Source organism: Sphaerospermopsis kisseleviana CS-549, from assembly GCF_028329225.1.
GTDB classification, from domain to species: Bacteria; Cyanobacteriota; Cyanobacteriia; order Cyanobacteriales; family Nostocaceae; genus Sphaerospermopsis; species Sphaerospermopsis kisseleviana.
This window is the reverse complement of the sequence record NZ_JAQMTI010000048.1, coordinates 1-12,606: the sequence shown is the minus strand read 5'-3', so window position 1 is coordinate 12,606 and position 12,606 is coordinate 1. Positions and strand designations below refer to the sequence as shown.

Below are 12,606 nucleotides of genomic sequence, written 5' to 3'. Positions count from 1 at the left end.
GTTTCTCCAAATTGTTCTGGTTTCTCTAACCGAGAAATTTTATCTAAACTATCGAGTTGAATAATGGCATTTTCTATTAATGAACCAACGTTTCTTTCAGGTTCTTTTTTCCGTTGAATCAGTTTTTTACTACCTTCTTTAGTTTCTACCAAACCGATAATATGTAATAATTCACTGTAAAATCCTTTATCAAGAGTATTACTATCATTAGTAAAAGGTAATTTTAATAAATGTTCTGGAGAAAATAGCTTAAACAGGGAAATTAACTTATGTTCATCTGGATGTTCACCAGGGTTTAAATATTGCTGATAGTCTCGAATATCTAAATGTGTAAAGGTGATTTTATCGGCAATTTCATCAATGGTAGGTTTAGCAATTTCTTTATAAAAGAAGTCGGTTTTTTTATTGCTTAATCTTCCAGCTTCAAAATCTGTAAACTGCTGAACCAGGGTTTTATTTTCTATAAATGCTTTCTCAAATATATTAGCATCAAAAATGAACCATTCATAAATATTAGTCGCTATTAAATATTTAATTTCTAAATTTTTAGCTGTCAAACGTTCCCGCAGAAAATATAAAACTAATTCTTGCAAAGCTTTGGTGTTTAAATTATCAACTTTGAGCATTTCGCTTTTATTTGTTGGTTTTTTAAATTCTAAAATTACACCAACAGTAGTCTTAGCGTCTTTACCATTATGGATCACTAAATCATTTCTTCCTTTGGTGTTTATAAAATGATTGTTGCTGTAATATGTGTTTTTTAAAAAGTCACCAATTAGATTTTTGTGAAATTCTTCTGATTCGGATTCGTTGATTTTATCAATTAAATTTTGTAGGTTCTTTTTGAAGTTCTCAATGTCATTTCTGTTGGGTTTAACTTTGAGAAAGGCTTTATTTAATGATTCTCTTGGTTGGATTTTATGAAAATTCATATTGTTCATTTTATGTAACGGTTTAACTATCAATTATTACTTGTTTTGTGATACTATACCATAAATAATTACAAATAGTATGTAACAAAAAATAAATTTATATAAACTTATTTTCCCTTATGTTTTCTAGCTCCTTATTTGTCGTAAGGAAAATTTTTAACGCCTAACTACTTATAGCGATTTATAGCGATCGCCTTTCCAACTCTAGCCACATTGACTTCATCAGTGCGATACCTTCGGTAAGCTTCGCTAACGCTTTTCTCATTCATAAATATTCAATCCTTCCAAACATCTCTTCAGGTGATAGCAACTCCCAAATTAATACTAAACCCTGAATAATTTGCCCAATAGATTTAGTCTGTTGAGAACAATAAACAATTCCCAAATGATTGGTATTGACTTGATGTAATCTCAAAAAATCAGTATCCTGAGTAAATATAACTCTTCCTTGAGATACCGAAAATTCTAATTGCACCTCATCAGATACAGAAATAAGTCCTTGTTCTGGAGTCGTGGTTACATCAATTCCCCGTTTGCGAAGTCCAGCAGCAATGGCATTACTGACATTTTCATCTAAATGAAATTTAATTTCTCTAATCATGACCTTTTTGAAGTTTCTGCTGAACTAAAGAAGGCGTTTGAGCTTTCATCTCCCTAGCAAATACTTCGTCATCTTCTATATCTTTTCTAATCTCTTCCAGATGGTCATAATAATAAGCCAATGCTGCATGAACATCAGCTAAAGTAATACTAGGATAATGATAGACAATTTCATCTGGTGACATTCCCATGCGTTCATACCAAATGACGATATTTTGTACTTTAATTCGATGTCCGGCAATGCGAGGTTTGCCACCACATATACCCGGCGTTATTTCAATATGATTAGTAATTACTGCTGTCATAAATTATCTGGTTATTTTTTAATATATTATATCTAAAAATAGCCATATAGCAGATATAGCGATCGCCCTTTCCACTCGATCCATTTTTCTATCAAAATAGCGATCGCTTCATCTTCCTAACGCAACTCACTTACCATATTCAATCTTTTTTGTCAATCCCCCTGATTCCTAACCTGCTAATAACAGCATCAAAATAGTTGAATCTCATGTCAGGAATTTTTGATAAATCCCTGGCTTTTTTGCAGGTTCTTATTTTTGTGTGTTCTGAAACTCTTACCAGTAAGGGTTTTCAATTTGCTGCTTAAAACCCTGGTTTACAAATAGGTACAATAAGGCAAATTACAAATTCTCTTAAATCCTACCAGATGCCTGAAAATATTGCAATACCGTTGATAAATAAAAATAATTCTCAATTAAATATTAAGAAAATATAAAGGAAGAATTTTGAATAGTTATGTATTTTCAATCATTAAACTGTTAAAAAATAAGATTATATTATTGATTCCCGAAATAGAGAGTTAGCATCATTAACACTTGTGTAATTTGACAACAATCTGCAATCTTGTTATTGTAAAAGTTTTTATGTATTTAAACAACACCCTAAATTAAATTCTTTCTTCCTTTGCGTCTACCCTGCGGGATCTCCTGACGGAGATTGCGCGAAACATTCCTCAAAGAATACTTACACAAAAGCAACCTTACACATCAACCTCCCGCATCAATGGAAAACTTCTTTAATCTCAGCCTATTTTTCCCCAGAAACGCATAAACTAACGGTTGGTTTAGCACTAAACTGAAAAGGTAAGCTAAAGTTGATATTTTTGATTTAGTAATGCCACAGTACGATTTATTTCATAATCAAGTTAAAAATGCCCTCACTAAAGATGGATGGACAATTACTGATGATCCATTTATATTAGAATATAAAGGTTTGCGTTTATACGCTGATTTGGGAGCAGAAAAGTTGTTTGCAGCCCAAAAGATGCAGCAAAAGATAGTAATTGAAATCAAGGTTTTTAACAGTCCTTCTTTAATTTCAGAATTAGAAAAAACTCTAGGACAATACAATATTTATGTTAGTTTAATAAAAAGGATTAATCCAGAACATAAATTATATTTAGCAATTCCTGAAGCTGCTTATCAAGACTTTTTTCTCAAACCAGCTATTCAAGATATTTTAAGTGATCAACAGCAGATTAATTACATTATTTTTGATCCAATTCTGGAGGTAATTGTACAATGGATAAGTTAGAAAAATACAGAAAAATTATAATTAGTGTTGTCGGAAATCACGCTAAGTATAAACCTAGTCATGGTCAAATTGAGGCTTTGTGTATTTGTGATCAAGAATCTGATAATTATTTGTTAATGGATACAGGTTGGGATAAAACAGGTAGGGTTCATGCAGTGGTGTTTCATTTGCGAATTATTGATGGTAAAATCTGCATTGAATGGGATGGTACAGAAAGGGGAATAACTGGGGAATTATGGGAGTTAGGAGTAGAAAAGGATGATATTATTTTAGGGTTTATTCGTCCTGAATATCGGCAGTTTACAGATTTTTCTGTGGCTTAAAACACAGCACTTACTAGGGTGCGTCAGATGTCAAAAATCTGTTTATCTGCAAATTTCACGGTTTATCTGCAAATGCCATACCGCAATTGGGACAATGAATATCAAAGCTACTCCAAACAAGTCATAGGCTATTCTATGGTAATTGCGTTTTTATGCTTACTAGCAACTAAGATTTGCTGTAACATTAACTTGACTATGGATATTGTCAGCGTTCAAGCATTGTTACTGAAAGTATTTATACTATTTTTTACATTCATATAATATACAACTGTCTGTCTTCTTGGGCAACTATACGGTTAAAGGCTTAAAAAAAATTAATCTTTCCTTTGAGTTGACTCAAACTCGGAAATCTTCTTTAATCTCACCCAATTTTCCGTTAAAAACGCATAAACTAACGATTGGTTTAGGACTAAACTGGAAAGTCTTAACTATCAAACATAAGGAGAAAGCAGGAATGACCAAATATCTAGACACCGCCATTGAAGCCATTGTAGCCCGCGAAATCCTCGACTCACGGGGTAGACCTACCCTAGAAGCAGAAGTACATTTAGCTGGTGGTGCAGTCGGACTAGCACAAGTTCCTAGCGGTGCTTCCACAGGCACATTTGAAGCACATGAACTGCGAGATGGCGATAAAAGCCGTTATGGTGGTAAAGGAGTCCTCACGGCGGTAAAAAATGCCAATGAGATATTAGCGCCCAAATTATTAGGGTTGGATGTTCTCAACCAAGAGTTGTTAGACCGGACTATGATTGCTACAGATGGTTCTCCTAACAAAGCTAATTTAGGCGCGAATGCGATTTTAGGAATTTCTTTAGCAGCAGCTAAGGCAGGTGCAGCAGCGTTAGATATTCCCCTTTATCGTTATTTGGGTGGACCTTTAGCAAACTTGCTGCCTGTACCTTTGATGAACGTGATCAACGGGGGAGCGCACGCTGCCAATAATGTAGACTTTCAAGAGTTTATGATTGTTCCTATCGGTGCGCCTTCTTTTAAAGAAGCTTTGCGTTGGGGTGCGGAAGTTTTTGCCACTCTCAGCAAAGTTTTGGATGATAAAGGTTTGCTAACTGGTGTGGGTGATGAAGGTGGTTTTGCACCTAACTTAGAATCTAACCAAGTGGCTTTAGAATTGCTGGTAGCAGCCATTGAAAAAGCTGGTTACAAACCTGGGGAACAGGTAGCTTTAGCTTTAGATGTGGCTGCTAGTGAGTTTTACAAAGATGGGCAATATGTTTATGATGGTAAACCCCATAGCCCCGTTGAGTTTATTGATTATTTAGGGCAGTTGGTGGATCAATATCCTATTGTTTCCATTGAAGATGGTTTACATGAGGAAGATTGGCAAAACTGGCAATTACTAACTCAGAAAGTCGGTTCTAAGGTGCAGTTAGTTGGTGATGATTTGTTTGTTACCAACGCCACCCGCTTACAAAAAGGCATCGAACAAAAAGCCGGTAACTCGATTTTGATTAAGTTAAATCAAATCGGTTCTCTCACTGAAACTTTGGAAACCATTGATTTAGCTACACGCAACGGTTTCCGTTCAGTAATTAGCCATCGTTCCGGTGAAACCGAAGATACAACAATTGCAGATTTAGCAGTAGCAACTCGCGCAGGACAAATTAAAACCGGTTCTCTCTGTCGTAGTGAACGGGTGGCTAAATACAATCGCTTGCTAAGAATTGAAGATGAATTAGGCGATCGCGCTATCTATGCAGGTAAAGTTGGTTTAGGACCAAAGTAATTGATAATTGACAATTGATAATTGTCAATTGTCAATTGTTATGGATAAAACCCAACTTTGGGTAAACCCAAGGTTTCATCCCAACCCATCATAATGTTCATACATTGTATGGCTTGTCCTGCTTGACCTTTAATCAAGTTGTCAATGGCTGACATGACGATCACTCGCCGGGTTCGGGGGTCAACTTCTATACCTATATAACAGGAGTTACTTCCACAAGCCCATTTGGTTTGGGGATATGTGCCGCTATTACAGATTTTCACCCAAGGGGAATTACGGTAAAATGCGGTGTAAATTGTAATTAAATCATCACGCACTAAACCCGGATCTCGCAAGGTGGCGTAAACGGTGGCTAATATTCCCCTCACCATTGGGATTAAATGAGGTGTAAATTGTACTGTAACTTCGTGTCCGGCTAAATCACTGCAAATTTGCTCAATTTCTGGAGTGTGCCGGTGACGGGCGACGTTATACGCAGCTAGGGAGTTATCAGCTTCCGCTAACAAAAGATTGATTTTACCTTGTCTTCCTCCTCCAGATGTCCCAGATTTAGCATCAATGATCGCTGTTTCTGGTATAATTAAACCTTGTTTCAGCAGTGGGGCAAGGGCGAGTAAACTGGCTGTGGGATAGCAACCAGGACAACCGATGAGATTGGTTTCGGCAATGCGATCGCGGTACAATTCTGGTAAACCATAAACTGCTGTTTTGGCAATAGTGCGATCGCTTCTTTCTGTTCCATACCAAGTTGTATAAGTTTTTAACTCACTGAAACGATAGTCGGCACTCAAATCTAATACTTTACAGCCTTTTTCTATCAGTTTGGGTGCAATGTCACAGGCTAAACCGTTGGGTAAAGATAGAAATACTACTTCACATCTACTAGCAATCAGTTCTGGATCTACCGCTTCAATGTTGAGTTGAACTACACTCCCCAAATGGGGATAAAGATCCGCAAATGTTTTCCCGGCGCTGCTTTCGCCACCTAAATATACTACTTCTACTTCTGGATGATCCATCAGGAGTCTGACAAGTTGCACTCCGCCATAACCTGACGCGCCAACAATGCCAACTGGTACGCGTCTTAAATTACCCATGTTATGAAATCCTTATCCGCTTTTGGTTAATCTAATATTAGCTATCATCAATCAGGTTGTTAGCTAATTGGTGATAACTGAATTATTATTGAACTTTCGCTGCATTGTATAGCAAATATCGTATTTTGGAGAAGGCAGGAGGCAGGGGGCAGGAGGTAAAACACCCTTGCTGCTTGATAGCATAGCGTGGTGTAAGCAATTTTTTGTGTATTTTCTCGCTTTCTAGTTTAACTCAATTGTTGTGATCACTTAATCTAGAAAAATATTTACAACTGCACTTAGATAGAATTATTATTTTAACTGACAAGCTATTACCTGTATTTTTTTAGAGTGTACTTTTTATAGCAAATAAATGTACAAAACCTTTAACGAAAACCCAACGCATCCAAAACGTGCCTTACAAATATGGCAAATTTTGATCAGCAAAGCAGTGAACCGCCAAACTTTAACCTATAAAATGTTAGCTGAAATTCTTGGTTTTCAAGGTTCAGGGACTTTAGCTCCCATATTGGGACACATCATGTATTATTGTCAGCAAAATAAACTTCCACCCTTAACAGTTATAGTAGTTAATCAAACAACTGGACTGCCAGGAAATGGTTTGATTACTACAAATAATATTCATGCTGAACGTGAAGATGTTTTTAACTTTGACTGGTTCGCTATTTACCCGCCTTCTCCTAATGAATTGGAAACCGCTTATAAATCTGGGAATTGTCAAATATGACTACTTATAAACAAATCCAGGATTACATTAAAAATAAACATCAGGTAACAGTAAAAACCTGTTGGATTGCTCATGCAAAAGAACAGTTAGGACTTCCACTTAAACCATCTAAACGTAGTTCTGAAGGAAAACCAAGAGTTTATCAATGTCCTGAAAATAAATTGTCATTAATTAAAGAAGCTTTTGAATATTTCCATGATTTATAAATTTTAAATCAAAAAAATCAAAAAATCAAAAAAATCAAAAAATATGAAGAATGAAATTGTCATTGTCCGCACAGGTATTCCTCCCCAACAACTAGATAAATATGTTGATGATGAAACAAAACTGCATGAAGCACCGGAAGGTTTACGCACATTAGCAATTTTAGGAAAAACATTTTACTGGACATTGAACTTAGAGCGAGTTCAATCTTGTGCTGAGGTACATATCTATAACTGGGAAGGAAATCAACGGATTGTTGCCCCGATTTTACCAGAACAATGTTACTCTATTGATATGTTTGGAAAATCTAGAACCATCATTGCTTTTGATACTAAAGCTGTTCGTTTTGAAAATGTTGATCCTCCTCGGAAATTTGGGCGAAGTTCCGCATTTTATGAATAGCGATAGATAAAAAAGCAGAAGCATCTAACACAGATTTATTCACTTAAATACTCCTGTCTGCGTTCCTGAATAAGTTCATCTACCAAACTTCTATCAGGTGATTTATCTTTTAATAAACCTCTTAATTTTTTAACTTGTTGTTTGAGACTGACTAATTGCAGTGTTCCATTATCTTCAAGAGTTAAAATATACCCATCAACATCCATCGGTTTTCCACCCAAAACATAATTCTACAGGAGAACTCAAATCATGCAACTAGAAGACTACTTTAACTTTCTTAGTCCAGAGGATATTCGTTTAAAAGGCTCTCGCATTGGTATAGAAACCATTTTATATGAATATATCGTGCCAGAACACCGGAAGAAATTAGCCAAATGTTTCCGAGTCTGACCATAGAACAAGTCTATGCGACTATTTTGTATTATCATCACGAAAAAGAAAAAGTTAGTCAGTATATAGCCGACTGGCCAGAGTGGAGTCATAAAATGCGAGAGGAACAGCGTAAAAACCCCCATCCTGTAGTACAAAAATTAATGGAAATTAAAGCAGTATAAAAAGCCCAAGCATTACATGACAATACAATATCTCAACTCCTGACTCCTGACTCCTGACTCCTGACTCCTGACTCCTGATCGCTCTAGTTTCGACAAACAGGCTACAATATTGAAATAATTGTTAAAAAAATTTACCTTGGTAGCTAGAATTTCCTGTGTCACAGTCCAATAATAACCAAACCTTTAAATTTGATTCTATTGATGCCGCTTTAGCTGACCTTAAAGCCGGTCGTTCTATTGTGGTGGTAGATGACGAAAATCGCGAAAATGAAGGTGATCTAATTTGTGCTGCCCAGTTTGCCACCCCGGATATGATTAATTTTATGGCGGTGGAAGCTAGGGGTTTGATTTGTTTAGCAATGACAGGCGATCGCCTGGATGAACTTGACCTTCCCCTCATGGTCAGCAACATCACAGATACTAACCAAACCGCTTTTACCGTCAGCATTGATGCAGGGCCCCATTTAGGAGTCAGTACGGGGATCTCTGCTGAAGATCGAGCGCGTACCATTCAGGTAACTCTCAACCCTGCTACAAAACCCGAAGATTTGCGCCGTCCTGGGCATATTTTCCCGATTCGGGCTAAAGCTGGGGGTGTGCTGAAGCGTGCAGGACACACAGAAGCGGCAGTTGATTTAGCGCGACTAGCAGGATTATACCCTGCTGGGGTGATTTGTGAAATTCAAAATCCTGATGGTTCAATGGCAAGATTACAACAGCTAGTTGAATATGCCAAAGTCCATAAACTAAAAATTATCAGTATTGCGGATTTAATTAGTTATCGTCTGCAAAATGATCGCCTGATTTATCGAGAAATTGTCACTAAATTACCTACCCAGTTTGGACAATTTGATATTTACGGCTACCGTCACACTTTGGATAATACAGATCATGTGGCAATTGTCAAGGGTGATCCGGCAAATTTCGGTGATGAACCTGTAATGGTGCGGATGCACTCAGAATGTTTGACCGGTGATGCTTTGGGGTCTTTGCGTTGTGATTGCCGAATGCAGTTAAAAGCCGCATTAAAAATGATTGAAAATGCCGGTCAAGGTGTCGTAGTTTACCTACGTCAAGAAGGCCGGGGTATAGGTTTGATCAACAAGCTTAAAGCCTATTCTTTGCAGGATATGGGACTGGATACGGTAGAAGCAAACGAGCGTTTAGGTTTTCCTGCGGATTTGCGAGATTATGGCATGGGGGCGCAAATTCTCATGGATTTGGGTGTTAAAAAAATTCGCCTCATTACTAATAATCCCCGTAAAATTGCGGGTGTGAAAGGCTATGGTTTGGAAGTTGTAGATCGTGTACCTTTGCTGATAGAATCTAATGATTTCAATTCCCGTTATCTAGCTACAAAAGCTAAGAAACTGGGACATATGTTGTTACAAACTTATCTGGTGACAGTAGCATTAGACTGGGAAGATGAACCGGAATCTGTCACCAAACGTTATGAACGTTTAGAGAAAATCAGACATTTAGCAAAAGATAATCATTTATTGTTACAGGAAGAAGCGCGACCTTTAGGAATTGCTTTATTTGATCAACCATCATTAACTGTGCATTTGGGATTTGATCAGCCAAATGTTGCTGATGCTAATTGGTATCAACAAAAAGGACATCCTTACTTGCAAGCGATAGGGCAAATTTTGGATAATTTACTAGATTTACCCTATGTGCAGAAGTTAGAATTTCTGATTTCTGCTGGTAGTGATCCTTTGAGTAATTTACAAGTACAGTTAGATCGGCAGGTTTTTGGAAAAGAAATTAAACCTTCATTATTGAGCGATCGCTTGGAGACACAACAGATTTATAGTTTTAGTAAGTAATTCGTTGTATATTGTTGTATCTTCAAAATAGCTCTGGTTTTATCCCCGGAGCTATTTATTTTTATTGATTTATTCTGTATGCTTGAGTCATAAAGCTGATAATTAACTATAAATATAAAATCATGCTTATAGAATTTAGTGTAGAAAATTATCGTTCTTTTCAAGAAAAGCAAACATTGAGTATGGTAGCTGCTGAAGATGATGAAACCATGCTCAATAGTAACACTTTTCCCATGCCGAATACAGATGATTTACACCTGGTTACAAGTGCGGCAATTTATGGACCAAATGCGTCAGGAAAAAGTAATTTAATTAAAGCTATTGTTACACTTAAACAAATTATTGTTAACTCGGCTACTAAAATCAACCCAGGTGATAAATTACCGCTTGAACCATTTAGATTAAATAGTGAATCATCAAACCAACCTACAATATTTGAGGCAATTTTTATTCATAAAGATACTCGTTATGAATATGGAATTTCTGCAACTCAAGATCAAATTCATGAAGAATGGTTAATTGCATATCCCAATGAACAACAGCAAAACTGGTTTTATCGTAAAAAACATATAATTGAAAACACCGAATCACAAGAATCACAAGATTATAAAAACTATGAATGGTCATTTAGTGAAAAACTCAAGGGAGAAAATGGAAAGATTAAAACATTTACACGCTACAATTCTTTGTTTTTGTCCCATGCAGCACAAAATGACCATCCTCAATTAAAAGAAATATATAAATATTTTCGAGATCAAATAAATATGCTGACTATTAACGTAAATTCAAAAGGATTTACATTTAAAAAATGTCAAGAAAATCAAGTTTTCCGTGAAAAAGTTGTGAAAATATTGAGTGAAGCGGATATTGGTATTTATGATATTAGACCTGAGTTGATAAATGTGCCTGAAGAAGTCCTGCAAGTATTAAAAGGTTTAATCAACAAAGAAATTGATAATCCAGACATAGAAAGTATCATACATGAACCAAAAGCCATGAGAATAGTAACAGTTCACAAAATGAATGATTCAGAAGATAAAACTTATGAATTGAATATGGATGAAGAATCTGATGGAACACAACGTTTATTTGAGATGTCAGGACCTTGGTTAGATGTATTAGAAAAAGGAGAATTATTAATAGTAGATGAAATAGATAGAAGCTTGCACCCAGTTCTATCCAACGCATTAATCAAAATGTTTAATGATCCAGAAATTAATCACAACAACGCCCAATTAATATTTACAACCCATGATACAACACTATTGGATGAAGAAATATTCAGACCTGATCAAATCTGGTTTACAGAAAAAGATAACAGCATGACTAAATTATATTCATTACTAGATTTTCGACCCCGTGAAGATGAATCTTTACAAAAAGGTTATCTTTTAGGGCGATATGGTGCTATTCCTTTTATTAATGGGTTAAGTATTTAGAAATATAGAAAAATATGTCAAGAGGAAAATCTACCAATAATTTAAAACGACGTTCAGGAAATAACCAACCTAGAAAAAACTTTTTAATTGTAGTTGAAGGGGAGGAAACAGAGTATAATTATTTTAATTCTCTCAAACGTGAACTTAGATTACCAACAATCAAAATTGAAATTGTCTCCGCTAACGGCGGTGATCCCCTTGTAATTGTTAATGAAGCTATAAAATTAAATAATCACATTAAATTTGAGAAAGTTGATCAAGTATTTTGTGTATTTGATGACGATAATAAACCTGAAAAATATAAACAAGCTCTTAACCGTGCGAAAGAATATAATTGTACTCCTATCACATCAATACCTTGTTTTGAATTTTGGTTTTTCCTTCATTATTACTACACTCCCAGTCCCTTTGGTAGTTACAATGAATTACGTCCCCAACTAGAAGCAGAAATGAGAAAAGCTGGTATTCTCAAGCAGGGAGAAAAATATGATAAAACTGATAAATTGCTCTATTCAAAATTGCAACCCAACCAAGAAATGGCAATAAATAACGCCATGAAACTAGAAAATAAACACCCTAATGAAGATGGATGTACAAACCCATCCACAAAAGTACATCATTTAGTACAAGAACTAAAAAACCAAAAAGACTTTAAATAAATTACGAATTATTAAAACTCCTCAACTCTCTAAAAGAATGCAACTTATTAAAAAACTTCTCAAAATCAAAACTTAAAGGATCAACCTTACCATTAGCAATATCAACATCACGATGAGTAGTAATTCTCTCATCAGGAACTTGACTTTGGGCAATTAACCAAGCTAAAGAATTATATTGATCTTCATTATAACCACTATGTCCTTGAATATTTCTTTTTCCCCAAGCATCAGGAGGGGTTTCTAAAGAAACATGATAAGCGAAATTATTTACAGATGGAGATAAATTAGGATTAGTTTGTACAGTTTCCTCCACACCATTAGCAGCTTTAAAAACCGAATTACCAGCACCAAAAGCGCGTTTATCAGGTGCTACTAAATAAATAACAGTACCATCCAGAGCAGAAGTGTTGAATGTTAAGAAATCTGTGATAAAAATAGCCCAAAATATATTAAAATTTGAGCAAGCTATATCAAAATATTGATTTGATCATGATTATAAATTCATTTCCCAAGATTGTCAAAGACATCCTCAAATCCTT

14 protein-coding genes and 2 pseudogenes are annotated in these 12,606 nt (G+C 35.6%); 10 read left to right on the top strand and 6 right to left on the bottom strand.

What is annotated here, in order from left to right:
- From PN497_RS03595 to PN497_RS03585, 3 genes are all read right to left on the bottom strand, one after another.
- Positions 1 to 941, bottom strand: a 941-nt coding sequence (locus tag PN497_RS03595) for a DUF7149 domain-containing protein (protein ID WP_457853185.1), incomplete at its 3' end; no start/stop codon positions are given.
- 256 nt (positions 942 to 1,197) lie between these two features.
- Positions 1,198 to 1,533, bottom strand: a complete 336-nt coding sequence (locus tag PN497_RS03590) for a DUF5615 family PIN-like protein (RefSeq protein WP_096566339.1) — start codon at positions 1,531 to 1,533, stop codon at positions 1,198 to 1,200.
- Entirely contained in the window at positions 1,526 to 1,837 is a 312-nt protein-coding gene (locus PN497_RS03585; RefSeq protein ID WP_096566341.1) for a DUF433 domain-containing protein, read from the bottom strand. The genes PN497_RS03590 and PN497_RS03585 overlap by 8 nt, the downstream gene beginning before the upstream one ends.
- 832 nt (positions 1,838 to 2,669) lie before the next feature.
- On the opposite strand from PN497_RS03585, the gene PN497_RS03580 reads away from it, so the two are divergent.
- From PN497_RS03580 to eno, 3 genes are all read left to right on the top strand, one after another.
- Positions 2,670 to 3,089, top strand: a complete 420-nt coding sequence (locus PN497_RS03580) for an element excision factor XisH family protein (protein ID WP_096566343.1) — start codon at positions 2,670 to 2,672, stop codon at positions 3,087 to 3,089.
- A complete protein-coding gene (locus PN497_RS03575) occupies positions 3,077 to 3,412 on the top strand; it encodes a XisI protein (RefSeq protein ID WP_096566345.1) in 336 nt (111 codons plus the stop codon). Before PN497_RS03580 ends, PN497_RS03575 begins: the two co-directional genes overlap by 13 nt.
- Before the next feature lie 454 nt (positions 3,413 to 3,866).
- Positions 3,867 to 5,156 (top strand): phosphopyruvate hydratase, encoded by a 1,290-nt coding sequence (gene eno, locus PN497_RS03570; RefSeq protein ID WP_096566347.1) that lies wholly within the window; start codon positions 3,867 to 3,869, stop codon positions 5,154 to 5,156.
- 38 nt (positions 5,157 to 5,194) lie between these two features.
- Here the strand turns inward: eno and argC are convergent, their stop codons facing one another.
- Entirely contained in the window at positions 5,195 to 6,253 is a 1,059-nt protein-coding gene (argC, locus tag PN497_RS03565) for an N-acetyl-gamma-glutamyl-phosphate reductase (RefSeq protein WP_096566349.1), read from the bottom strand.
- Between the two features lie 352 nt (positions 6,254 to 6,605).
- On the opposite strand from argC, the gene PN497_RS03560 reads away from it, so the two are divergent.
- Genes PN497_RS03560 through PN497_RS03550 form a run of 3 tightly spaced genes read left to right on the top strand, consistent with a single transcriptional unit; the run spans position 6,606 to position 7,586 of the window.
- Positions 6,606 to 6,980 (top strand): hypothetical protein, encoded by a 375-nt coding sequence (locus PN497_RS03560; protein WP_096566351.1) that lies wholly within the window; start codon positions 6,606 to 6,608, stop codon positions 6,978 to 6,980.
- The gene (locus tag PN497_RS03555; protein WP_096566353.1) at positions 6,977 to 7,186 is read left to right on the top strand and encodes a hypothetical protein; all 210 of its coding nucleotides are present in this window, start codon (positions 6,977 to 6,979) and stop codon (positions 7,184 to 7,186) included. Before PN497_RS03560 ends, PN497_RS03555 begins: the two co-directional genes overlap by 4 nt.
- 43 nt (positions 7,187 to 7,229) lie before the next feature.
- Positions 7,230 to 7,586 carry a hypothetical protein gene (locus tag PN497_RS03550; RefSeq protein WP_096566355.1) on the top strand — a complete coding sequence of 119 codons (357 nt, stop codon included), beginning with the start codon at positions 7,230 to 7,232 and terminating at the stop codon, positions 7,584 to 7,586.
- 35 nt (positions 7,587 to 7,621) lie between these two features.
- Here PN497_RS03550 and PN497_RS03545 read toward each other — a convergent pair whose 3' ends face one another.
- On the bottom strand, positions 7,622 to 7,807 hold the full coding sequence (locus PN497_RS03545) for a hypothetical protein (RefSeq protein ID WP_137667519.1): 186 nt from the start codon (positions 7,805 to 7,807) through the stop codon (positions 7,622 to 7,624).
- Positions 7,808 to 7,835: 28 nt separating this feature from the next.
- Between PN497_RS03545 and PN497_RS03540 the strand changes: the two are divergent.
- The 4 genes and pseudogenes from PN497_RS03540 (at position 7,836) to PN497_RS03525 (ending at position 12,067) form a co-directional block, all read left to right on the top strand.
- Positions 7,836 to 8,140, top strand: a pseudogene (locus tag PN497_RS03540) (DUF433 domain-containing protein).
- Between the two features lie 155 nt (positions 8,141 to 8,295).
- On the top strand, positions 8,296 to 9,969 hold the full coding sequence (ribBA, locus tag PN497_RS03535) for a bifunctional 3,4-dihydroxy-2-butanone-4-phosphate synthase/GTP cyclohydrolase II (RefSeq protein ID WP_096566357.1): 1,674 nt from the start codon (positions 8,296 to 8,298) through the stop codon (positions 9,967 to 9,969).
- Positions 9,970 to 10,091: 122 nt separating this feature from the next.
- On the top strand, positions 10,092 to 11,408 hold the full coding sequence (locus PN497_RS03530; RefSeq protein WP_096566359.1) for an AAA family ATPase: 1,317 nt from the start codon (positions 10,092 to 10,094) through the stop codon (positions 11,406 to 11,408).
- A gap of 14 nt (positions 11,409 to 11,422) precedes the next feature.
- Positions 11,423 to 12,067, top strand: a complete 645-nt coding sequence (locus PN497_RS03525; RefSeq protein ID WP_096566361.1) for an RloB family protein — start codon at positions 11,423 to 11,425, stop codon at positions 12,065 to 12,067.
- Between the two features lies 1 nt (position 12,068).
- Here the strand turns inward: PN497_RS03525 and PN497_RS03520 are convergent.
- A pseudogene (locus PN497_RS03520) lies at positions 12,069 to 12,464 on the bottom strand (N-acetylmuramoyl-L-alanine amidase); the annotation flags it as partial.
- Positions 12,465 to 12,606: the final 142 nt, after the last annotated feature.

Bases quoted from the DNA above. Each gene is read 5' to 3' on its own strand.
- PN497_RS03530 (WP_096566359.1), top strand. From the start codon at position 10,092: ATGCTTATAGAATTTAGTGTAGAAAATTATCGTTCTTTTCAAGAAAAG.
- PN497_RS03555 (WP_096566353.1), top strand. From the start codon at position 6,977: ATGACTACTTATAAACAAATCCAGGATTACATTAAAAATAAACATCAG.
- PN497_RS03560 (WP_096566351.1), top strand. From the start codon at position 6,606: ATGTACAAAACCTTTAACGAAAACCCAACGCATCCAAAACGTGCCTTA.
- eno (WP_096566347.1), top strand. From the start codon at position 3,867: ATGACCAAATATCTAGACACCGCCATTGAAGCCATTGTAGCCCGCGAA.
- PN497_RS03585 (WP_096566341.1), bottom strand. From the start codon at position 1,837: ATGACAGCAGTAATTACTAATCATATTGAAATAACGCCGGGTATATGT.
- PN497_RS03580 (WP_096566343.1), top strand. From the start codon at position 2,670: ATGCCACAGTACGATTTATTTCATAATCAAGTTAAAAATGCCCTCACT.
- PN497_RS03550 (WP_096566355.1), top strand. From the start codon at position 7,230: ATGAAGAATGAAATTGTCATTGTCCGCACAGGTATTCCTCCCCAACAA.
- PN497_RS03575 (WP_096566345.1), top strand. From the start codon at position 3,077: ATGGATAAGTTAGAAAAATACAGAAAAATTATAATTAGTGTTGTCGGA.
- argC (WP_096566349.1), bottom strand. From the start codon at position 6,253: ATGGGTAATTTAAGACGCGTACCAGTTGGCATTGTTGGCGCGTCAGGT.
- PN497_RS03590 (WP_096566339.1), bottom strand. From the start codon at position 1,533: ATGATTAGAGAAATTAAATTTCATTTAGATGAAAATGTCAGTAATGCC.
- PN497_RS03525 (WP_096566361.1), top strand. From the start codon at position 11,423: ATGTCAAGAGGAAAATCTACCAATAATTTAAAACGACGTTCAGGAAAT.